General features: G+C 50.2%; 29 protein-coding genes and 2 tRNA genes. 23 read left to right on the top strand and 8 right to left on the bottom strand.

Annotation, left to right across the window (positions count from 1 at the left end):
* Positions 1 to 5: 5 nt before the first annotated feature.
* From ACMV5I_RS02375 to ACMV5I_RS02350, 6 genes are all read right to left on the bottom strand, one after another.
* The gene (locus ACMV5I_RS02375) at positions 6 to 1,061 is read right to left on the bottom strand and encodes a RecT family recombinase (RefSeq protein ID WP_414823580.1); all 1,056 of its coding nucleotides are present in this window, start codon (positions 1,059 to 1,061) and stop codon (positions 6 to 8) included.
* Positions 1,058 to 4,291 carry a RecE family exodeoxyribonuclease gene (locus tag ACMV5I_RS02370; protein ID WP_414823579.1) on the bottom strand — a complete coding sequence of 1,078 codons (3,234 nt, stop codon included), beginning with the start codon at positions 4,289 to 4,291 and terminating at the stop codon, positions 1,058 to 1,060. Before ACMV5I_RS02370 ends, ACMV5I_RS02375 begins: the two co-directional genes overlap by 4 nt.
* A 371-nt stretch (positions 4,292 to 4,662) precedes the next feature.
* Complete coding sequence (locus ACMV5I_RS02365; protein WP_414823578.1) at positions 4,663 to 4,896, bottom strand: hypothetical protein; 234 nt, start codon at positions 4,894 to 4,896, stop codon at positions 4,663 to 4,665.
* 139 nt (positions 4,897 to 5,035) lie between these two features.
* On the bottom strand, positions 5,036 to 5,329 hold the full coding sequence (locus ACMV5I_RS02360) for a hypothetical protein (protein WP_414823577.1): 294 nt from the start codon (positions 5,327 to 5,329) through the stop codon (positions 5,036 to 5,038).
* 147 nt (positions 5,330 to 5,476) lie between these two features.
* Positions 5,477 to 5,674, bottom strand: a complete 198-nt coding sequence (locus ACMV5I_RS02355) for a hypothetical protein (RefSeq protein ID WP_081375925.1) — start codon at positions 5,672 to 5,674, stop codon at positions 5,477 to 5,479.
* Between the two features lie 336 nt (positions 5,675 to 6,010).
* The gene (locus ACMV5I_RS02350; RefSeq protein WP_308870277.1) at positions 6,011 to 6,385 is read right to left on the bottom strand and encodes a helix-turn-helix transcriptional regulator; all 375 of its coding nucleotides are present in this window, start codon (positions 6,383 to 6,385) and stop codon (positions 6,011 to 6,013) included.
* A gap of 107 nt (positions 6,386 to 6,492) precedes the next feature.
* Between ACMV5I_RS02350 and ACMV5I_RS02345 the strand changes: the two genes are divergently transcribed.
* The 16 genes from ACMV5I_RS02345 (at position 6,493) to ACMV5I_RS02270 (ending at position 16,479) form a co-directional block, all read left to right on the top strand.
* Positions 6,493 to 6,723 carry a transcriptional regulator gene (locus ACMV5I_RS02345; RefSeq protein WP_308870278.1) on the top strand — a complete coding sequence of 77 codons (231 nt, stop codon included), beginning with the start codon at positions 6,493 to 6,495 and terminating at the stop codon, positions 6,721 to 6,723.
* 2 nt (positions 6,724 to 6,725) lie between these two features.
* Complete coding sequence (locus ACMV5I_RS02340) at positions 6,726 to 7,289, top strand: toxin YdaT family protein (RefSeq protein ID WP_414823576.1); 564 nt, start codon at positions 6,726 to 6,728, stop codon at positions 7,287 to 7,289.
* An 18-nt stretch (positions 7,290 to 7,307) separates the two neighbouring features.
* Positions 7,308 to 7,550: a hypothetical protein gene (locus ACMV5I_RS02335; RefSeq protein WP_074032482.1), complete on the top strand. Its 243-nt coding sequence runs from the start codon at positions 7,308 to 7,310 to the stop codon at positions 7,548 to 7,550.
* A gap of 2 nt (positions 7,551 to 7,552) precedes the next feature.
* The gene (locus ACMV5I_RS02330; RefSeq protein WP_414823709.1) at positions 7,553 to 8,614 is read left to right on the top strand and encodes a DNA-methyltransferase; all 1,062 of its coding nucleotides are present in this window, start codon (positions 7,553 to 7,555) and stop codon (positions 8,612 to 8,614) included.
* On the top strand, positions 8,614 to 9,645 hold the full coding sequence (locus ACMV5I_RS02325; protein ID WP_414823575.1) for a YdaU family protein: 1,032 nt from the start codon (positions 8,614 to 8,616) through the stop codon (positions 9,643 to 9,645). The genes ACMV5I_RS02330 and ACMV5I_RS02325 overlap by 1 nt, the downstream gene beginning before the upstream one ends.
* Complete coding sequence (locus ACMV5I_RS02320) at positions 9,635 to 10,084, top strand: replication protein P (RefSeq protein ID WP_414823574.1); 450 nt, start codon at positions 9,635 to 9,637, stop codon at positions 10,082 to 10,084. Before ACMV5I_RS02325 ends, ACMV5I_RS02320 begins: the two co-directional genes overlap by 11 nt.
* 43 nt (positions 10,085 to 10,127) lie before the next feature.
* Entirely contained in the window at positions 10,128 to 10,520 is a 393-nt protein-coding gene (locus ACMV5I_RS02315) for a hypothetical protein (RefSeq protein WP_414823573.1), read from the top strand.
* On the top strand, positions 10,517 to 11,140 hold the full coding sequence (locus ACMV5I_RS02310; protein ID WP_414823572.1) for a hypothetical protein: 624 nt from the start codon (positions 10,517 to 10,519) through the stop codon (positions 11,138 to 11,140). Before ACMV5I_RS02315 ends, ACMV5I_RS02310 begins: the two co-directional genes overlap by 4 nt.
* The gene (locus ACMV5I_RS02305; RefSeq protein WP_414823571.1) at positions 11,137 to 11,832 is read left to right on the top strand and encodes a hypothetical protein; all 696 of its coding nucleotides are present in this window, start codon (positions 11,137 to 11,139) and stop codon (positions 11,830 to 11,832) included. The genes ACMV5I_RS02310 and ACMV5I_RS02305 overlap by 4 nt, the downstream gene beginning before the upstream one ends.
* Complete coding sequence (locus ACMV5I_RS02300; RefSeq protein WP_414823570.1) at positions 11,811 to 12,047, top strand: hypothetical protein; 237 nt, start codon at positions 11,811 to 11,813, stop codon at positions 12,045 to 12,047. Before ACMV5I_RS02305 ends, ACMV5I_RS02300 begins: the two co-directional genes overlap by 22 nt.
* The gene (locus ACMV5I_RS02295; protein WP_414823569.1) at positions 12,037 to 12,402 is read left to right on the top strand and encodes a hypothetical protein; all 366 of its coding nucleotides are present in this window, start codon (positions 12,037 to 12,039) and stop codon (positions 12,400 to 12,402) included. Before ACMV5I_RS02300 ends, ACMV5I_RS02295 begins: the two co-directional genes overlap by 11 nt.
* Positions 12,399 to 14,597, top strand: coding sequence for a DNA cytosine methyltransferase (locus ACMV5I_RS02290; RefSeq protein WP_414823568.1), 2,199 nt, complete (start codon positions 12,399 to 12,401; stop codon positions 14,595 to 14,597). Before ACMV5I_RS02295 ends, ACMV5I_RS02290 begins: the two co-directional genes overlap by 4 nt.
* A gap of 71 nt (positions 14,598 to 14,668) precedes the next feature.
* Positions 14,669 to 15,016, top strand: a complete 348-nt coding sequence (locus tag ACMV5I_RS02285) for a hypothetical protein (protein ID WP_414823567.1) — start codon at positions 14,669 to 14,671, stop codon at positions 15,014 to 15,016.
* Positions 15,017 to 15,068: 52 nt separating this feature from the next.
* A complete protein-coding gene (locus tag ACMV5I_RS02280) occupies positions 15,069 to 15,299 on the top strand; it encodes a hypothetical protein (protein ID WP_414823566.1) in 231 nt (76 codons plus the stop codon).
* Positions 15,296 to 15,922: an HNH endonuclease gene (locus ACMV5I_RS02275; protein WP_414823565.1), complete on the top strand. Its 627-nt coding sequence runs from the start codon at positions 15,296 to 15,298 to the stop codon at positions 15,920 to 15,922. The genes ACMV5I_RS02280 and ACMV5I_RS02275 overlap by 4 nt, the downstream gene beginning before the upstream one ends.
* The gene (locus ACMV5I_RS02270) at positions 15,919 to 16,479 is read left to right on the top strand and encodes a hypothetical protein (protein WP_414823564.1); all 561 of its coding nucleotides are present in this window, start codon (positions 15,919 to 15,921) and stop codon (positions 16,477 to 16,479) included. Before ACMV5I_RS02275 ends, ACMV5I_RS02270 begins: the two co-directional genes overlap by 4 nt.
* Before the next feature lie 99 nt (positions 16,480 to 16,578).
* Here ACMV5I_RS02270 and ACMV5I_RS02265 read toward each other — a convergent pair whose 3' ends face one another.
* Positions 16,579 to 16,836 carry a helix-turn-helix domain-containing protein gene (locus tag ACMV5I_RS02265; protein ID WP_414823563.1) on the bottom strand — a complete coding sequence of 86 codons (258 nt, stop codon included), beginning with the start codon at positions 16,834 to 16,836 and terminating at the stop codon, positions 16,579 to 16,581.
* A 562-nt stretch (positions 16,837 to 17,398) separates the two neighbouring features.
* Between ACMV5I_RS02265 and ACMV5I_RS02260 the strand changes: the two genes are divergently transcribed.
* The 7 genes from ACMV5I_RS02260 (at position 17,399) to ACMV5I_RS02230 (ending at position 20,603) form a co-directional block, all read left to right on the top strand.
* Positions 17,399 to 17,995, top strand: a complete 597-nt coding sequence (locus tag ACMV5I_RS02260) for a DUF1367 family protein (protein WP_414823562.1) — start codon at positions 17,399 to 17,401, stop codon at positions 17,993 to 17,995.
* Complete coding sequence (locus ACMV5I_RS02255; protein WP_414823561.1) at positions 17,995 to 18,282, top strand: DUF1364 domain-containing protein; 288 nt, start codon at positions 17,995 to 17,997, stop codon at positions 18,280 to 18,282. The genes ACMV5I_RS02260 and ACMV5I_RS02255 overlap by 1 nt, the downstream gene beginning before the upstream one ends.
* A complete protein-coding gene (locus tag ACMV5I_RS02250) occupies positions 18,279 to 19,115 on the top strand; it encodes an antitermination protein (RefSeq protein WP_414823560.1) in 837 nt (278 codons plus the stop codon). The genes ACMV5I_RS02255 and ACMV5I_RS02250 overlap by 4 nt, the downstream gene beginning before the upstream one ends.
* Positions 19,116 to 19,317: 202 nt before the next feature.
* Positions 19,318 to 19,521, top strand: coding sequence for a hypothetical protein (locus tag ACMV5I_RS02245; RefSeq protein WP_414823559.1), 204 nt, complete (start codon positions 19,318 to 19,320; stop codon positions 19,519 to 19,521).
* 55 nt (positions 19,522 to 19,576) lie between these two features.
* Positions 19,577 to 19,653 (top strand) — tRNA-Ile (locus ACMV5I_RS02240).
* Positions 19,654 to 19,655: 2 nt separating this feature from the next.
* A tRNA-Gly gene (locus ACMV5I_RS02235) sits at positions 19,656 to 19,730 on the top strand.
* Positions 19,731 to 20,447: 717 nt separating this feature from the next.
* On the top strand, positions 20,448 to 20,603 hold the full coding sequence (locus ACMV5I_RS02230; RefSeq protein WP_223499325.1) for a hypothetical protein: 156 nt from the start codon (positions 20,448 to 20,450) through the stop codon (positions 20,601 to 20,603).
* Between the two features lie 13 nt (positions 20,604 to 20,616).
* Here the strand turns inward: ACMV5I_RS02230 and ACMV5I_RS02225 are convergent, their stop codons facing one another.
* On the bottom strand, positions 20,617 to 21,057 hold the full coding sequence (locus ACMV5I_RS02225) for a hypothetical protein (RefSeq protein WP_414823558.1): 441 nt from the start codon (positions 21,055 to 21,057) through the stop codon (positions 20,617 to 20,619).
* Positions 21,058 to 21,106: the final 49 nt, after the last annotated feature.

Raw genomic sequence — 21,106 nt, 5'->3', positions numbered from 1 at the left:
GTCGATCATTGCTGGTACTCCGGTCGCAGGTCGTTCAGTGCCACGGTGAAGCGTTCATAGTCTACTGGCGGCAAGGTGTTTTTCCGGTTCGCTACCAGCGTTTCCAATTGCTGAAATTTCTGGCTATCGCTGCCGTCCAGGGCGCTGAGTGCAGCATCAATCTCTATCACCGCCTTAAAGCCGCTACGCTTCTTCTGGGCTTTACCACGAAGACTGAATAGCAGAGAGCTGCCTAGCGCATCTTTGTGCTTGGCTATCCGCTGCTCAATGGCGGTTGCTTCCTCCTGAGTGCTTGCCTCATCCAGCGCGGCGCTAAGGGCGTCAGCAAGTTCCGTTGCCTTACTTTCATCCAGTTCGACTGCTGGCGCGCTTGCCAGTTCTGAAACAGTCGCTGTCGCCGGGGTGATATCTTTCTCGGTGCGTGGAGTTGGCTCAAGCAGTTCGTCGTCAGAATAGATACCCAGTATCACATCCGGGCAATACAGACGCGCCCAACGTTTAATGGCCAAATATGCCAACTGTTGACGGGGGTCGCTAGCCCACAAGGTTGAGTTACGAACCTGAGCCTGAGACAAATAAAGCAGCAACTCGCGCGGCTCGTCTTCGCCCTTTAACGTAGCCCAGGCACGGACGCCAACGCCTTTTTCATCCGCCAGAGACCAGCCAGGGGCAGTGTATTTATTTCCGCTCTTGCCTGTCTTCTCGACAAAACAGCCAAGGATATTTTCCCACGACCCGAACCATTCAAAGTGAATGCGATCTTTAGTTGGCGCCATGCTGTTGATAATGGCGTTTACCAACTGGGCCTCATAGCCCAGCGTGCCGTTAACTAAATGGGTCTTTTGAGCAACGACGAAGGGGTCCATGCCCCAACGCGCGGCCTGCATTGTGATCGCCATACAGGCATCGGGTTGATCGCGAAAATGTTGAGGTACCATAGCGCCACTCTTCGCCATCACTTCGGAGATTTTCATCAGGCGATCAAACAGATCGCCGTTAGTCAGGATTGATATGTTGTCGATGATGCCGTTTTTCTTCTGTTCGATAATTTCAGTGCTCATGATGGCTCTCCGTTCAGCTCTTTCAGGCGTGAAAGTTCGTAATCAGTCAGGGTGTCAGTAAACACCTCGGTAATTGGCTCCGGCCAGATACCGGTATCCATTGCGTTGCGGATTGCCACCAACTGCAGTTTGTAAATGGCGCATCCCAAGGCCAGTTCATCGGCGGAGGCTTCGATGACGGCTACCCAGTGATAACCTGGTTCTTTGTTGACGAAGATCCAGAAGAACTGATCGAACATCCCAACGTCGCAATACATGCCAGCGCTCATGTGATAATCGCGCTCAATGATTTCGCGGTGTAGGCGATGACGGAGGTTATCCTGCTTAACGTACGGCAGGCTGACGGTTTTCAGGTCGATGGCAATCCGCCGCGCGCCAGTGTCAACTTCCAGATCGGGGCGTATGCGCACGTCGAGCCCTGTATTTTCATCAATACCGAAGTAACTCACCTCTGTCGCACGTTGCGGATGTTGCAGCCATAGCCCGGCCAGGGGGTGAGATAAGAGGGCATACTGAATCGCTTTCGCGTGTTTCATCTGCGCCTGGGTGATCGGCTGGCGCTGATCGCTGTTACTTTTCCAGGCACTGATCAGTTCGTCGGCGAATATGGCAGTTGGCAAAATTGTTTTAATGCGCGCAGCCATTTCCTCTTTGCTACCACTCACAGACAGAGGGGCTGGGATTGCGCGCTCTTCTTCGACAAACTCCGGGTCGATGCTTTCCAATTGCTCGAGTAAAGCGTCGCGTGATCCCGACGTTTTTAAAGGTACCGGCAGCGTGGCATTAAATTCTTTGATGCAGGCTTTCATCGCTGATGCAGTAGGCTTCTGTTCCTCGCCGATCCGCTGAAATTCGGCTGGCAGCAGGGTATAGAACTGTCCTATTTCGTCGGCATTACCACCCAGGGCATACGGTACCGGCAGTGTGGCGTTGTGTTTTTCGATTATCGACCGAAGCATGTCAGCGTCGGCCTGTTTTGGCAGCGCTGAGTTGTGCTTGTCGATAAACGCGCGCATTGATGCTGTATCAGTGAATGCACCTTCGGGGATCAGCGGTTCGACGCTAAACTCTGCGTCCAGTTTATCCGGTTCGAGTGCCAGCGTATGGACCAGCGAGCCGAATGTCAGGGCGTCGGTGCGTTCACGCTGAATAGACTTGATGACGTGGCGGCCATGGAAGTACATCAGGCTGATCCGGGCATCTTTAACTTGGGTGCTGCTGATGCCGTTCGCCGCGTGGTAAACGTCGTTCGGGATATCGAGGTAGCGGCCAGGCTCGAAGTATGGCAGTGTCGTGGCGACCGGTACTTCCTGTGCAGCTGGCGCGCATTCTCCTGACAAATCGGCTGGTTTGGTTGACGGATCCAGGAATTCCCGAACATCCTTGGGTGTCAGATCCTCATTTTCCCGCAAATCGGCTGGGGCTGAGTTATCTACACTGGCCAGCGGTGATGTCGCGAACAATTCAGATACATCAAACTTGCCGCTGCCCATGGCGTGCAATTCGCCAGCAGGCTGCTGCTGGGCGACTTCCGTTTTTTCTCCCCCATTTGAGGCATCAGGGCGCGCCAGTTCAGCGTTTTTATGCTGACCAGTGACGACTGCCTGTTCCAACGTTTGACGCGCTTCTTTCAGATAGAACTCAACGCGTTCATCGATAAGTTGGCAGCGTTCTTCTTTATCGTCGGTCCAAGCCTCAAGCAGATCGCAGGTGAGGTGATAAATATCGTCCTTGGTCAACTGCTTGAAAGGATCGCAGGGCTCAATTTCTTTTGCCAATAGCCTGGCGAGATATACGTGATTAAAATCGCCAGCTTTTGTGAGAAGCTCCTCGACATAATCCGTACTCATCACTGACGTTTTACCGTCCAGGGCGAACATGATTTCGCGCCGCAGCAACGCGCTGCGCGTTGTTGGGTCAAGATCCTTAGCGGCGTCCACCTCTTCTTTTTCGCCATCATTTGAGGCATTACTTGCTGTCATTTCGCCCGCCAGCGCCGCGCTGCCAGCACTTGCTGATGCGCCTGCCAGCGTTTCATTCGCAAGCTGTTCATCAACCAGTGAGCCTGCCTCGCACTGCGGCAGCGATTGGGTTTGAGCATGGTTTTTTACCTTCGCTGTTTTTTCGTCAATCTCAATCAGGTTCGCATTGATATAGTCGCGTAGTGGGCCAGGTGTTAGGTGGAGGGTTTCTGGCGCATTGCGGATAAGCATACCAACGGCCTCACGGGAAAAGTCCAGAATGCCGGGAGTTTCGGACAACGGTCCATACCATGCTAATGGGGACTTTTCTTTGCGCGTTTTCATCTCTTTTACTGCATTAACAATGCCGATAGGCGGCCTGCTGATATCAAAATCGGATGGGTAGTGAGCAAGGTAAGTGACTGTTTCAAGTTCGCTAAAGGACGCTATTGGCGTGCCGTAGACTGGTTTATTGCCTGTGCCGGCCAGTGTGCCGGACGACGTGCGAGGCAATTCTACCTGTGAGTTATTTGCGGCTCTGGGCGACGTCTGCCACTTGGAAATGACAGACTGGCGATCATCAACTTTCGCATTCAGGTATTCGTCCATAAATTGGCTGATCTTGCCCAATTCCGGCACTTTGCCGAATGGCGGCCAGATGGATTTCACCGCGGCAGCAGCTATAACTGATGCCTCATGAAATGCGCAGTCAGAGATCTTAATATTTGATAATGCCATGATAAAATTTTGCGGGTACCGCTGCGAATCATCCATCATAAGTTTGGATGCTGCTTTCAACTGCTCCCCAGTCATTTGGCGACTATCCCGACCAAGCAGCCATGCGGCAGCGCCTACCGTGTGTCTGTCGAGGTCTTTTGCGAAATACTTGGCCTCTTCTTTAGCTGGCGGCTCCGGTGTTTTTGCCGGTGTATCCGTGTCGGCCTTGAGCATGTAGGGGTAAAGCTTAGGGATCGCGACAGAGGGATCAACTTTGTCGCGCGGAAAACAAGTACGCCCAGAATCTCCTTCAAGTGCCCAAGATAACCAGAATGACTCACTGAATGCGCCATCAACTGGCAGATCGTCAACAACAGGGAAGTTAATGCGTAGTGGGGTAAAATAATCGGCTTTGGAATATCCAGCTTCCATAAAAAGATAATCACGCTTCGTTTCGGCATGGTCGTCTGACTTTGCTTCGAAATGAACATAGAGATGAGGCTTACCTGACTTTTGTTTTGCCCGGTATAGATAGGCGGCAACATTTTGCATTATGCAGTTCTCCTGAATTTAGGTAGAATGCAGTCGATCATTGACTGCGATAGTGGTCATTGGTTTATGCTCCGGTTGCTGGGGGTGGTTCCCCGGTAACCCGTCGCCGGGACGTTAAACCGGCACTGGCCCGCCTTGGCGGGCCTTTTACTTCTAATTGCAGTAACTGAGGCTGCAATGCGGGCAGTCGAGAACATGCGTAGTGCCAGCTGCTTCAACTGAGATGCCCGTTTTGTACCCATGTGAAACTTTTTGCCGGTAAATATTATTTGTGCAGCGATTGCAAATGCCGTCACGAGGTGCAAATAAAGGTAGGCGATTGTCAGCGCAATACTTCTTTTGTGCATCGATTGCAACAGATGGTGAAAACATCATGATTGGTCACCATTGGTAACTGTGAATCCCTGTTCCTCTAACCATTCCTGGATATATTCTTCACCAATTGCTTCAAGCAATTCGTCCTTGTCGTATTCACCGACAATGGCTTTCGCATCGACAGCCTCTATTAATTCAGCGGAGTTAAGTTCTACTTCTAAATCTGAGCGAAATCCGGGTTGTTCAATTGAGCCAATGCTTTTTACTTTTATGGTAATGTCGATAGCCATATATCTACTCTCCATTGATAATCAGGTTGATATTGAAATACGCCCCGCGAATTTACGCCCCCAGATAGGAAACGCAGGACGCATTTCAATAACTTCAAAAAGCCCCGCCAGCGACGGCGGGGAAGACTTCACACAGCAATCAGTGAATGGATACAACATTGATGCTCACTGAGCGGCCGGCCTCTTTAGGCGTAATGAGGTTGATTTCTACCGAGAGGGGAATGCGTTCAAAGCGGCGGATAACGGCTTCGATCGCACATACCTCACAATGCTCATAGCCAATATCTTTGCCATTGTTGGTGATGGCGAAAGGTTGCTGATTTTGATGTTCGTTTTCAGGCAATGCGATGTAACCAGCAGTTTCGCTGTTTGAAACTACTTTGGCGATGTTATTGCTGACCTGCTCTAATTTAAAAATAACAGTCTTGCTCATTGGTCATACTCCGATTTTAGGTAATGGGGATCCATGGATTAATTAATAAGCTGAATTAAAAATAATTAGGTTGCCGGTTACGTTTCCGGCGTCGTATTACCTACATCTGCGTGCGGGAATATACGACCGTTCCCTGGTGTTGCATTTTCAGTGGGTGCCAGCCGGTTCGAAATATGGCGGAATACTGCGAGATTCAAACGGTGACTTGATCGCCCGAAGGTTGCCGGTAGGCTCGAACCGATACACTTGGCAATGGATATCGTAATGTGCCACCCATGCAGCGCCGGTGCGCTTGTTGCGGTAGTTGGTTGCTTTACCACTGTGTGGAACGGTAGTGCTGATCATTGGCTACCCCTCTGCTGATTGGTTGAACATTGGTTTATGCTCGCCAGTCTTTCCTGGCTGTCAGAACGTTTTCACCTGCTGCTGATTTCACTTCTACAGTCGCCGTCATGTTCCTGCGCCTCGGGCTGGCTACTTAGCCTCAGCAGAACACAAAGTAACTCGGGGTATTGCTTCGTGTGGTTTCTGCCTTGGCGGCTGCTTGATGGAAATAAGTGTGAGCTAAAAGCTAACACAAGTCAACTTCATGGAAGCGAATAAATTTGTTGAAGGCAACAAAAAAGCCGCTAGGGCAGCGGCTTTTGATGGGGGATACGCTAATATCTATATGATTAATATTTATTTTTTTAAAACATATCGCTCATAATATTCTTTTAACTCTTTGAGGCGCATCTCGAAAGCTGCGAGCATGTTTGCTTGTTCCGCGTCGGGCAACTTCCGATAGAGATCTAATAATCTCATCTCATCTTGTGAGAGGTCTCTACTCTCTGCCGAGTCATCGCCAAGCAGCCATGCGAGCGATACACCAGTCGCTGCGGAGAGTTTAGAGGCAGACTCTTTGCTAATGCTCCCCCTCTTAAACCAGCCATTTACCGAAGATCTACTAATACCCGCAATTCTGGCCATATCCGCCTTAGATATGTGCTTAGTTCCCATCAGTTCCGCCAGGCGTTGCGTTATCAGTGAATCACTTTTGTCATCTGCATTTTTCATAGTGCAAGTATAAGCCACTAGCTAATGTCCCTCAATTTATCACAAAGTTGACACGTGTTAGCTTTTGGGTAACACTTGTTTGTGTCTTAACTGCATGGAGGTCTGAAATGACCGGACTTGATAAAGCTATCGAAATTATTGGTAACCAGCGGAAGCTGGCAATTGCCTTAGGGATAAGACCGTCATCCCTAAATCGTTGGGTAAAAAAGTATGCCGGGCGTGTTCCTGAGGGGCAGCTTTTGAAAATTTACTCACTGACCGGCATAACACCGCACGAATTGCGCCCAGACATACATCCCAATCCGACATCAGGTATACCTCAGAAACTGGAGAGTTAGCCATGTCATTTGCAAATGCTATCAGGGCGAGTGGCCAGCGCCTGAGTTCAGAAAATCAATCTTCCATGCGCCGCCGTGCCAGCGTCAAACCCGAGGCGGTGCGGCTGGCCGTCGAGGATTGGCAGAGCACGCTGCCGGGCCGGGCACAGGAAACTATCGCAAAGTTGATCACCGATGAATGGTTTCGACGTGACGGTAAATGCCTCCAATTGGGGAATTCTGACCGTAACAACAGACAGAACATTTTCCGCTGGTTGGACAACCCGCACCGTACTGAGAAGTACGCCGGTTACGTCCTGCAGCTGGCGCCGGTAATTGCCGACGTGATGCCGATAGAGATAGCCAGAAAATACGGATTGAAGCAGGGGAAAACCAAGTTTGAACTGGTGGCCGACGCCATCAAAGAATGCGCGGACGCCAAACAGGCGGCATTACTCGGAGCACCGTTGCGTGAGCTGGAGAAAGAAATCCGCGAGGGCATTGAATCGCTGGTAAGGCTGGCACCGCCGGATCGGTGGGCTGCAGTTATGACCAGTGCCGCTGCAGTATTCAGCGGCTGTTTTTAACGATCGGAGCATAAACCAATGGCTAACTTTTCAAGAGAACAAGTTGAAGCGCAGATCCGCGATCAACTGGTAAGTAATGGATTTTCTGTTGAAGTCGCGCGTTCTGCCGCAGTGCACGGCGCCAATCATTACCTGGCATACCCAAACGCGACCATCGCCAGCAGCCTTGCGGTCGCAAAGACGTACGCAAAGCCGCTAAAGCGGGTGAAGGGCAAGCCGGATCGCCCACATGTTCCTGGGCGCCGTATGGGGCGTCGGTGATTATGCCTTGGGATAAATTCTTCCGCTGCTATGTCGGCGATTGCGTAGAGCTTATGCGAAAAATGCCCGAAAGGGCCTTCCATACCTGCGTGACGAGCCCACCGTATTACGGGTTGCGGGATTACGGCGTGGATGGACAAATCGGGCTGGAACCGACACCGGAAGAATTCATCGAGAAGTTGGTCGGCGTATTCCGTGAGGTTCGCCGCGTGCTGCGCGATGACGGAACGCTGTGGGTGAATATCGGAGATACATACGCAACCGGTGGGCGGGGTGGTGGTGGCTCTTTCATGGATGCTCGCAGCGATGGTGCTTGGAAGGGGAAAAATGCTGTTACCGGCTGGCGTTCAGCACCACAAGGAATGAAGCATAAAGACCTCATTGGCATCCCGTGGATGTTGGCCTTTGCTTTGCGCGCTGACGGTTGGTATCTGCGTCAGGACATCATTTGGCATAAACCAAACCCGATGCCGGAGAGTGTGCGCGATCGCTGCACAAAAGCACACGAGTACGTTTTTCTATTCAGCAAATCGCCGCGATATTACTTCGATCATGAAGCATTCAAGGAACCGGCGGTCGGCAATGGTGAAATCGGTACGGGTGTCGGCTGGAACCACTCCAGCAAAGTCGACCCGCGTGATGTTAGGGCTGAGCGAACGCGTTCCAAGCGAGATTCATTCAAGCGTGGTGATAGCAAACGCGGGCAAGCAATACCGGGCCAAGCGTACGGCACACACAGGGCTGAACGTGACGAGTCAGCGTGGGATACGAACCTGCGTAATCGCCGAAGTGTTTGGACGATTGCAACTCGACCGTTTAAGGGCGCGCATTTCGCTACGTTCCCGCCAGCGCTGGTTGAGCCATGCATTTTGGCTGGTAGTCCGGCAGGTGGCGCCGTTATCGATCCGTTCGGCGGTAGTGGCACAACGGCAGGCGTCGCCGCGGCGTACAGCCGCAAGGCGGTACTGTGCGAGCTGAATCCTGAATATGCGGCATTAGTGCCAAGCAGGGTCGGCGATATAGCAACCAAAATCACCGAAACACGAAACACCAGGAACAGCTAATGGCGGCACTTCCGTACATGCAGTTTTATGTTGCCGATTACCTGGCAGACACCATGCATCTTTCAACGGAGGAACACGGCGCATATTTGCTACTGATATTCAATTACTGGCAAACCGGGAAGCCATTGCCAAAAAATAGGCTAGCGGGTATAGCGCGGATTTCAAACGACCGTTGGACAGACGTTGAACGGTCGTTGAACGAGTTTTTTATCGACGATGGAAATGTATGGGTTCACAAGCGTATTGAGCGTGATTTGCTCTCTGTTAAAGGGGCTCAATCTCAGCGCAGTGAAGCAGGGAAAATATCTGCACAGAAACGCTTGGCAAAAAAAACGCAAGAAAATCAATTGCGACATAACGTACGTTCAACGGTCGTTGAACGAGATGGCAACGACCGTTCAACGAATAAAGATCCAGATACAGATAAAGATCTAAAAGATAAAAACCTATTGTCTCATGGCGAAAAAACCGCCAAGCGACCCGATGGGGATTTTCAGGGAGGGGGCTCTGCCGATCAAAAGCCGGATGACCCGGAAGCCGGTGGCCGGGTCATCCGGTACGAGTACCCACCGGATTTTGAAACGGTGTGGCTGGCTTACCCCCGGCGACCAGGAAGCCCTGACAAGCACTGTGCTCTCAAGGCTTGGAATGCCCGGCTGCGGGAAGGGGTGACAAGCGAGTCCATGCTTGATGGTACAAGGCGCTACTCTGCTTTCGTGGTGGCTACAGGCAAGTCCGGCACGGAATTTATCAAGCAGGCAAAAACATTTTTTGGGCCGTCCCGGCACTTTGAGGACGATTGGAAAATAACCACTGAGGTAACACAACATGCGGAATTTCGATACAACCCAAGCGATCAGCGCTCGTACTACGAGCAGTTCATGGAGTGGGAACGACAGACAGGGCAGTCCACCGCCGGAATGGCAGCTGTGGGAACTGATGATCAAAATCTACGGCCAACGCTGGATTGCGAAGAATGGCAATCAACCATCGGACCTATGGACGGTCCAGGTCAATTCGATGACGAGTGAGCAACTCACCCGTGTCTGCTCTGCGCTTGCAGACAAATGGCGGGCTGGCAGCCACTGGCCACCGGACCTGGCTGAGTTTGTATCGATAGTCGCCGAATGCAGCGGTGGCATGTTTGGCCTGACGGTTGAGGATGTCATGGCTGAGAACAAGCGCTGGCGTAACGAGTTTTACCTCTACAGCTGCGCAGAGAAATTCCCTTGGCGTCACCCGGTGCTGTATCACATCTGCATCGCACTGAAGCGCATAGGCATTGAGCGAAAACTCACTGAGGGAGAATTGCGCACCCTGGCCGTAAAGCAGTTGGCTCACTGGGAAAAGCGGGTTGCAGGCGGTTTTCCCATTCCCCCGATCCGCAGGGTGCTGGAAGCGCCAAAAGCGCCGCCAGGACCAACACCGGCAGAACTGGCTTACGAACAGTACAAGCGCAAAAAAACTTAGGGTGACGCCATGTCATGCAGTAATAAAAACGGAGCATAAACCAATGACCAAAAAAACCAGAATTACAACAAGGCAATTCGTCGATCTGATCCTGGGTAAGGAACTGAGCACCAGCGAAATTTACGAGCTGGCACACCAGGTTTATCCAGATGGTGACCTCACTCGCATGTCAATCCTCACTCGACTGAGGAATATGGTTCGATCTCCCCACGCTGAAATTGTTGTCAAAAGCCAGGGGAACAAGGCGCGCTACACACTGATCAGTGCCAGCGAAAGTTTTATTACGCGAGGGGAGGTAAATTATCGTTCTAATTCTCAAAACACCCCCAGCGATAAAAGGCTCTGGCACTTCAACCCAGTTGAACTGCGCTTCTGCCATTTGCACAAAATGTTCGATCAGGCACTGGCGTCTGTCCAGGGGTGGGCATCAGCATGATTAACGTGTTGAGCTATGAAGCCCTCAAGGTAGAGCGGGACCAGCTTAGGCAGGAACTGAATGCGGTAGCAGCGAGAAATGCAAATCACGTTCAAACGCTAGCAGGCATCAAAAAGATGGACCCGGCGACTGAAGGCGAGCGCATGCAGCAATGGGCCAGCGATGCGTTGTCGGGTTACACCGAGCCTGTAGAGGCGACGGTAAAGAGCCTCATGGACGAGAATCTGGCGCTGACCGCTGAGTGTGCGGCGATGAAAGCCATCATCGACTCCGTTACTAACTTGGATAACGAGCCCCAGTATCACCCTGAAGGTATGGGGTGTGGCTTAGAAGACCGCGGTATCACTGACCGATACGACGCAATGGAATATGGCTGGCAGCAGGCAATGGAACGCATATACGGCGATGTTATCCCATGTGCCGAGGAATTGAACTTCTCCGCTACCAACGTAGCACTGGCAGAAGTTGAGACGAAATTGGTTGAGAAATTCGCAGAACAGCAGGAAGAGAAATCATCCGCTGCTGAGCGTGCAGGTGCAAAACATCTCGGTGCGGCCCATCAATTTGCTGCACTTCAGGCACGTGCATTTGCTGTCGATCTGCTGGAGGGCCTGGTATGAAAGAGCGCCCGATAATTTTCAATAGTGAGATGGTTCGCGCAATCCTCGACGGACGCAAGACGCAGACGCGGCGCGTAATCAAACCACAACCGACGCTTAGTGAGCGCACCGGGTTTAATTGGAATGGCTATGCATACGGCATTGGCTCCAGCCACAAGGATACCATCCGCAATTTTGCTAACTGCTTTAAAGTCTGCCCATTCGGCCAGGTAGGCGATCAGCTGTGGGTGCGCGAAACATGGCAGTTGATCCATAGCGAATATGACGAGGATGAAATTACATACGCTCCAAGCGTCCCAGAGCAGCATGACAGCTACTGGCAACCCGTCTATGAAGTGGATTTTAAGGGAGAAAGCCGAGAAACCCGTGGTTTTCCATGGCGACCATCGATTCACATGCCGTGCCACGCTTGCCGCCTGGTATTGGAAATTACCGGCGTACGGGTTGAGCGCCTGGGCGATATCAGCAACGACGATGCAAAGGCCGAAGGAGTAACGCCTGCAGGCGAATTGCTGCCAAATATCCCTGATGCATATCTCACCCCAAAAGGTGACTTTGCAACCGCCAAGGTGGCTTTTCAACGACTCTGGGAGTCAATCTACGGCGCTGAAAGTTGGCAGGCTAATCCGTGGTGCTGGGTGGTTGAGTTTAAACGAGTGGAGGGCCGGGGATGGCAACTAATAGCGAACTGAATAAGTGGATCAGCCCTGACAAGCAACTACCTGAAAAGAAGGAACAGCCCTACCAGGTATTAGTTGCTTGTCGTAAAACTCTTGGTGGCGTGTATGAGGGTCAACCAGTACGGCGTTTTATTCAAGACTGGGTGGTGCGTCAATGGCCTCAAAACTTTATCGCGTGGCAATACGATCCGGTTGGTCTACCAAGCGAGGCCCATCATGAAGAGTGAGATCAAAAAAATGGATGTTACGAAATCCCTGGAAAATGATATGCATCGCCAGCGGCACGTTTTGGATATTGATCATCACAATGGTGGCGGTGCTATGGACGAAATAATCCTGAAAAACGCCATTAATCGGATCATCGAACTTGAAACCATGCTGCTGATCCCGGTTGAAAATACAGTTTGGCCCAAAGAGGTCGAAATGGTGATCACCCAAATTGACAGCGCGGAAAACTTGCCGGAGTGCCATCAAAAACGGCTCCGGCACCATATCAATCGCATGTGGTTAGAAGGGATCCCTATGCCCACTGTTACTTCCGTTGCCAAAGTGCTGGCCGATACCTTGGGGCAATACCAATGAGAGAAATTATTGTTGATAACTTTGCCGGTGGTGGTGGTGCGTCAACGGGTATCGAGTTGGCCACCGGCCGCAGCGTTGATATTGCGATTAATCACGACCCACATGCGATCGCTATGCACGAAACCAATCATCCGGACACGTTGCATTACTGTGAATCTGTGTTCGATATCGATCCGGTGGTTGCCACAGCTGGCAAGCCTGTGTGCTTGGCGTGGTTTAGCCCCGACTGCAGACATTTTTCGAAAGCGAAGGGCGGCGCACCGGTTAAAAAAGAAATCAGGGGATTGGCCTGGATAAAAATCAGATGGATCTTGAAGGTTCGCCCGCGGGTTACCGCAATGGAGAACGTGGAGGAATTTAAAACGTGGGGGCCGCTCGTTACAGACCAGAACGGCAATGACTACCCATGCCCAGATCGTGTTGGGGAAACTTTTCTCGGGTTTATAGCAATGCTGACCACCGGCATTGATGCAGATCACCCTGCGTTGGCTGAGTGCTGCGAAATTTTGGGTATAGCAGAGGGCAGTGACGAACACCGTCGCCTGATAGCTGGATTGGGCTATGCGGTTGAGTATCGTGAGTTGAGAGCTTGTGACTATGGCGCTCCTACTATCCGTAAGCGCTTTTTCATGATGGCCCGCTGTGATGGTAATCCAACAGTTTGGCCCGAACCCACCCACGGGGATCCGAAATCTAAAGAGGTTAAGAGCGGAAAACTAAAACCCTGGCGTACAGCTGCCGAAATTATCGATTGGTCACTTCCAACCAAAAGCATTTTTGGCAGAAAGAAGGATCTGGCAGATAACACTCTGCGCCGCATCGTTAAAGGCTTGCAACGGTTCGTTATAAATAATCCAGATCCCTACATTGTTCAAATTGGGCAAACCGGTTTCGGTGGTGACGGCCGGCAGTATTCAACAGAACAGCCATTAACGACGATCACTAGCAAAGCAGAACACCTTTTGATCGAGCCGTATGTCGTGAAAAGCAATCACACATCGAACAAAACCAAATACCATTGTTTCCGGGGGCAATCTGGCAGGCTTCCGCTGCAGACGATAACGCAAACCCACGGCTTTGGGGTTGCCGCCCCGGTGGTAGTACGCCAGTTCGGAAACAGTACCGGCCAACCGGTTGATACCCCGGTGGGAACGGTCATGCCTGGTGGTGGCGGGAAAACTCAAATAGCCGCGGCTGTTCTTGTCTGTACCGGTGGCAATGAAGGGCAAATGCGCCCCAAGTCTGTCACAACCCCATACCAGACCATTACGAGCGTTTCACGAGTGAACGCGGTGAGCGCTGTATTGGTTGGGGCAGGCGGCCCGAAATACTCGGGCAAACCGCGAACAGTCGACGTACCGACGATTACCATTCCAACAACTGCACATACAGCGCTCGCATCCGCAACCTTGATTCAAATGGGATACGGTGAACGAGTTGGCCAGGCACCAAGAGTGCTGGATCTGGACAAACCCCTGGGTACCGTTGTAGCTGGAGGCATAAAGCATGCCGTTGTAGCAGCCAACATGGTGAAGCACTATGGCGGAAACTACACCGGTGCAGGGCTGGGATTGGATGAGCCATTGCATACGGTTACCCAAGTTGATCACCATGCACTTTGCACGTCACACCTCGTCCATTTGCGGGGCACGTGCAAAGACGGCAGGCCAATTACAGAACCGGTACCGACGATAACCGCCAGTGGCCAGCATAACGGGCACGTCCAAGCTTTCCTGACCAAATACTATGGCACAGCGACAGCTGTCGACGTTGCGGCACCAGTGCATTCGGTCACCACAAAAGACCGTATGGCGATCAATGAGGCACACTGCGGCCAGGAACCACTTACGGAGGAACAGCGTTATGGGGCGTGGTGGTGCGCCCGGTTACTGGAGAAATTCAGTGACGAGCCAGACGATAGCCACTTATTTCCCGCAGAACGCCCCGGCTACATCCGTGTCGGTGATTACATCATCGTTGATATCTGCATGCGGATGCTGGCGCCGAGAGAGTTGTATAGAGCCCAGGGGTTCCCTGACTGGTACATCATCGAACGCGATTATCGTGGGAAAAAATACTCGAAAGAGGCGCAAGTGGCCAGATGCGGCAACGCGGTACCGCCGCCGTTCGCTGAGGCGCTTGTCCGCGCCAACTTGCCAGAAATGTGTATTGCCATAGAGGAGCAGGCAGCATGATCGAACATCAACAACAACCAACCTTCAACACATGCATGTCAGCTTGCATTGCGATGGTCGCGTGAAAGCCAGTGGATGAAGTTGTCGACCTTTGGCATGAAAAATTCCAGTCAAAGGCGGAGTGGCTTGACGATGCGTTAGACCACTATAGTATTCCATACTTTTATGGACATCCGAAACAAGGAACGCTGCGCAATCGATTTATTTATTTTCTATCTGTTCCATCCTTGAATATTGTCGGTGGTTTACATCAGGTGATTGCTGTTTTGGTTGAGGGGAAAGAGCCTGTTTTCCTCGACCCGGTCATGGGCCGCCCAGGAAGCAAATACTACGTTTTTGGTGAACCCAAGAGTTCCAACGAGGTGGCAATCATTTCTTGTACTGTAGATCTCGCAGTGCCTTTAGCCAGGAATAAGTAAACCTTAATTAATATTCACACGCCTATGAGCTACATGAGAAGGTATATGAACAATGAAGAATACAATTCAAGATTTGATGAACCATCAATTCGCCATGCTGGAAACTGTTACTGATCAGAATATCAAAGGTGAGGTTTTACAGGAGGAACTCGCTAGAGCGAAAGCAGTGGTAGAGATCTGCGGCACTATGGTGAACACCTACCGGATAGCGCTGGATGCGCAGAAAGCTGTTTATGACGGTTACGCAGGCAATGTTCCTAAAGTGATGGGGATCGAGAAATGAGCAAACTATACCCGCAAGAGCAAATATTATTTCTCGAAGCACATTGTCACGGCATGACATGTAGAGAAATAACAGAGATTTTTAATCATAGGTTTGGCACAAATAAAAGTTTTGGTTCGATTAGGGGGATTCTGCGCGGTCGTGGAATGGATAAACATCTAACAAAAGAACCTAGCTATACGGATGAACAGTTAACATTTCTATTTGTGAACAAAGATAATACTTACCCAGTTCTTACAGAGATGTTTAATAATCGTTTCAAAACCAATAAAACTGTAGACGCCGTTAGATGCTTCATGCGTGGAAAAGGGTGGGGGAAATATCGACTTTCTGGTCGAGGGGATTACCAAAAAGTTTACATCAAAGGTAAGCCTATACGGTTGGATATCTATGTTTGGGAGTGTGTGAACGGACCACTCAAACCGGGTTATACAGTAATTCATTTGGATAACGACAAGAACAACAACCAGATCGCCAACCTGATGGCTGCTCCGTCACATACAAAAGCGATGTTCGTTTTATCTGGTGGTGGTGATGCTCCCAAGGCTCTTGCTCCGGCACTATATGCCAAGGTCATGTTACAGGGTGCTATCCGGAAAATTGAGAAAGGATCCAGACCATGAACAACAACGATGAACTTAGCCAGCCTATCGCATACACAGACCGCGAAGAACTGGAGTCTATGCAAGGCCCTGATGGCGATACATATGCCGCTCTGTGGGCCATTCCCCACGGCTGCGGGCAAGACATTGCACTCTACTCACATGGGTATGTAAGCGCACTGATTCAACGCGCAGAGGCAGCAGAGCAACGGCTAGAACTAGTTCGCGAGCAGCGTGATAACGAGCTTCGCACAAACTCAGAGCTGGAGCGGCGACTACAGCAGCCAGCGCTTGCTGATGTCATGACCGAACGGCAGCGGCAGATCAACGCTGAGGGATGGACATCGGATCATGATGACGAACACGAGAATAACGAAATGGCTTTTGCGGCAGCTTGTTATGCCCTTTACGCCGGTAATCCGTATCCCGGACAAGGGTACACACCTCCTGAATGGCCTTGGGATGCAGAATTTTGGAGGCCATCAACGGAGCGCCGCGATTTAGTTAAGGCTGGTGCACTCATTCTGGCAGAGATTGAACGCTTAGACCGTGCAGCGGCCAAGGTCGAGGGTGAGTGATACTATGAATGAGGATGATTTTGTCACGCTGCTAAGGGATTGAGCGAAAAGCATCATTCGAAAGTCAAGATAAAAAAAGGGGGGGAGCCCCCTTTTTCATTACTCATATTCATCAATTTCGGCACGAAGTTTTTTCAATAGTGGGCTTATTAGTGCCCGGCGCAGGTCACTCCCGAGCGCAGTTAGCATTAAATCAGCGTCAGCCACAGATAACCTCTGATTGCTTCGGTCATTGAGTAACCGCTTTACACGCTCATAATCTATACCTGTAGCTCCGGCCAACCATTTTCTACTATACTTATGTTTTATAAGTAATTTCCTGATGGTGTTCTTAAGTTCCAGCTCAATCTCTTGCATAATATAACCATTAATTATCAATGGTCTGCATTATCCGTGTTATTTGCGGCTATTTTCCCGCTGGGTCACTCAATGACCCACCACTTTTAGTGGTATTGATAATAATAGTTGACTGGTGCAAATTAATCTAAAGCCGCAACATATCCACACAAAATAAAGCGGTTAAGATTAAAACTTTTTTCACCAGGGATTTTAATGTATTGCCGCCGCATAGGAATGCACAGTCAATACTCCATTAATATTTCTGGGTGATTTGTATGTTAAAAACATTGGAAGTTGCATTTTTTCTAATCTCCCATAATTTAGGGAGATGTAACCCGTGAATGGTCATTTTTTATATGAACTTCCAGTTGAGCTACCATTTTTAGGGCGATCAATTATTTATACGGAAGAGGGGAAGATAAAGGGAGTAATGCCACTTCAACCTGATCAGGTTGTCGTTGATATGGATATGATGGTCATAATACTGAGGATGGCTGGTTACATCGTCAAACGAAAGTAATGTATAATACATCATCAGCCTGAACAGCTGATCACCTGCTGCGCTACTGGAGAGCAACCAATGGCGCAGTTACTACAATTAGTAAAATCCGCACCAACTATCCTGACCCCGGCAACGATCGAGGCCAGCGATTTTTTGCAACGTGTAAAGCTTGGAGAATGGATCCAGGCCGAGTTCCGCCGTGTCCGTAACTATCAGTTACACAAACGTTTTTTCAAACTCCTGCAATTTGGATTCGATTACTGGACACCAACCGGCGGCACATTGATGCTGCCCGAACGGCAACTCATTGATGGGTTTGTCGAATATCTCATTGATATGTCCGGCCAGCATGGAGCAATCATCAGCTCAGTTGCTGATGACTACCTGTTTAATGTAGGAAAGTTGCGCGCCAAAGAAATTGCGGTGATCAAGTCCTTTGAGCCCTACCGGGCATGGGCCACAGTTGAAGCTGGCTATTACGATGAGGTGATCCTGCCCAATGGACTGCGCCAACGGGTACCCAAATCGATCTCGTTTTCCAAAATGGATGAAGACACATTCCAAGGCCTGTACAAGTCCGTTTTCAACGTCCTGTGGAATTTCATCCTGTCACGCAGTTTCCGCAATAGGCAAGAAGCTGAGAACGTGGCTTTGCAGCTGCTGGAGTTCGAATAATGGCCAATCTTAAAAAGGATGCCAAAGGACGCGACTGCCAAATCCGGATCCCTGGAGTATGTAATTTCAATCCCTACACCACCGTGCTGGCGCATTACCGCCTGGCTGGCACCTGCGGTACCGGGATAAAACCTGATGATGCTCAGGGTGCCTGGGCTTGTAGCAACTGTCACGATGCGATCGATGGCCGCATTAAAACCGAATATGACCGTGAAACCCTGCGTCTGTACCACGCCGAGGGCGTATTTCGCACGCAAGCAATTCTGAGAAAGGAAGGAAAATTATGAATCTCGAGTCGGTAGTAAAATATTTCTCACCGAAATCTCCAATGCTGGGGGACTCGGTTCCTGCGACGGCTTCGGATTCTTTGACGATCAGTGACGTAATGGGGGCTTTGGGAATGTGTCAGGCTCAGGCGGAATTGGGCTTGTCGGCGTTCTTGGGTAAGGTGGGCATTAGTGATGCTGACAAGGTTAAGGCGGTAGTGTTGCTTGCCAAGCACAGTATGGCGCGCTCTGACAGCGTTGCAGCAATTCGCAAACTCCCGGGCGAAACCAAAGCCCGAGTGATCCTTACCCTGGCGGCATTCGCATTCTTGGATTTCTCCCGGAGCGCTGCCAGCGAGGTACCATGCGACGCATGTGATAGTGGCTTTATCGAAGAGCGGAAATTTGTCATGAACAAGCTGGCGAAGGCCCACGACACTGTCGACAGCTTTGCGCGAGGAGATTTGCCAGCGTCGATTACGCAGTTGGAAGGTCGGGAAATGCGGGTGAAGCATACTTTCTATGAAACCACGCGCAAGGTGTGCCCAAAATGCAACGGCAGAACAGTGATAAAATCCGGCTGCAATGACTGCCGCGGTCGTGGTGTAGCCATCGACAAAGATGAGTCAGAGCGCCAAGGCGTACCGGTGAAGAAACCCTGCAAACGCTGCTCAGGGCGCGGCTATGAAAGAATCCCTTCGACTCAGGCTTATAGGGCGATCGCTTGTATCACTGAAAGTATTTCGTTAGATACATGGAAAAAATCGGTGAAGCCATTTTATGACGAGATGATCACCCAGTTGGATATTGAAGAGGAGAGAGCCAATATGGCGTTAAGGGCAACGACAGGTTGACAAAATAGTGAGTGATTTTATTGCGGGCTATTTACATTTCCCGAAAGTGTGGTAATTTCTCTCTAACGATGGGTGTTTTCTGCCTGACGTTGAGAAACCCGCCTCTGTGCGGGTTTTTGCATTTATGGAGACAGCCAATATCGAACAACTCACATTTAGACCCGCCAGCGAAAGACCAACCGAGGACCTTGACGGGGAGAACGTGTTAATTCTCAACCCCTGTGATGGCTGGCATGAGGGGCATATTCGGGCTTGGGAGGAAGGCGCTGAGGTTTATCACGTCGGTATTTACACTTTCATGATGGATGAAATGGTCCCGCATGATTTCTACGTCGCCTGGGCCTTACTACCAGACAGCATTGTGTTGAGCGAGAAATTCGAAGCGGAGAAACACCGAAGATTGTAAAGATTTTTTGATGGGTCTTGTGTGATTATCCTGACTGCATTAGTATCCTGGCCTCGGCCCTTTAGCTCAGTTGGTTAGAGCAGTCGGCTCATAACTGATTGGTCGCTGGTTCAAGTCCAGCAAGGGCCACCAAAGCGGTCATCGTATAATGGCTATTACCTCAGCCTTCCAAGCTGATGACGCGGGTTCGACTCCCGCTGACCGCTCCAGAACAATCGAATGAGCACTTGCTGGCTTGTAAAAGGAATGATGTCGGGTCATCTTAGCGGTGAGTGCTCAACCGCTTATTCTGGCGCAACAGAGGGGCGCATTTATGTTTTGACACGCACAGTCGATCCCTTTGTCGGGTTTGTGAATGTGCCCCTCGATGTGAAGTGACAGCCGGGAAAGACTGGCACCCATTCAAGCCCTGGCCTAACCGCTGGGGCTTTTTGCTAATTGAACCAAACCATATTGAAAAACAAAAATGCTGACAAAATCGCCAGAGTGGAAACTAAAAGTAGTAATGGGAGCCATTCACGCATGATTTTTCCTAGTGCTATCTATCACATTGTTAAAGATAAAAAAATGCCCTAAGCAACTAGGGTTGTTCAGGGCTAGGCGTTCAGAAAGGCATGTTGTTATTGTTGGTTGGCATGCCACCAACTTCAGGATGGGCATCTATAATTACACTGCTGCCGATTTGAATGCAAAAAAAACACCACCCTCCGTCTAGGGTGGTGGGCGTCAATATGACCAACACTAGGGAATCGGCACCACGTCAGATGGAGTATCTGTTTCATCATGGCAGTGGTAAGTATAATTAATGATTTCATAAATAAAAGCAATATATTACGCATGGTTAAATAGGTAAAAATCAACAAAACATAGGGCTGCGCTAATGCGTGGCCTTTTCTTTGACCGGATCACTGCTTGAGGAAATGCACATGCAGAACGAACCGTATTTCTACAATCTTGGCGTGACGCCGGAACAGCTTGAAGATTGGCTCGGTCAGCAAAAATTGCACCTGAGCCATTACAATCGTTTGATTTCAGAAAGAGCCGCCTTGATCAAGCGACTCACGGAAGTGGACAACGATTGAGGGCAATACGCACCTACATTGAAGCCAGAAAAGTTGAGTTTTCCTTGGGAGCCCAATCCTCTTCTGGAAGCTCTTCAAAAATAAAGGCTGCTTCTGGAAGGTTAGCTGCATTGAGTAAATGCTTTGCTTCTTCTGGCACTCTACTGAGCCTCAACTCATCCTGGATCACAAACAAGCAGTCTTCAAGGGAAAGTGATCTTATATCAGCGAGTTTCCATTTTGTTTTTGTGAGAATAAGGTGATGTAGAGCATCCTTGCCATCTAGAGGTTGAAATGTCGTTGCGTACTGCAGGCGGTGTTTGTAGAGGATCATCTCTAATACGAACAGTTGCGCAGTTCGGTTTCTGGCTCGATTGCCCTCAAGGTTACCATTGTTAAAATCTAAAAGGCTAACGCCGTGGTTATGGCAAACCCGTGATTTGATGGCATGCCATAAATTATGAATCGAGCTCATTAAGTTTCCCTTTTGGTTGATTTAAGCACCACCAAGATACCACCACTGC

This window comes from Serratia sp. T13T92 (assembly GCF_047530105.1).
Lineage (GTDB): Bacteria > Pseudomonadota > Gammaproteobacteria > Enterobacterales > Enterobacteriaceae > Chania > Chania fonticola.
This window is presented reverse-complemented; position numbering and strand designations above follow the sequence as displayed.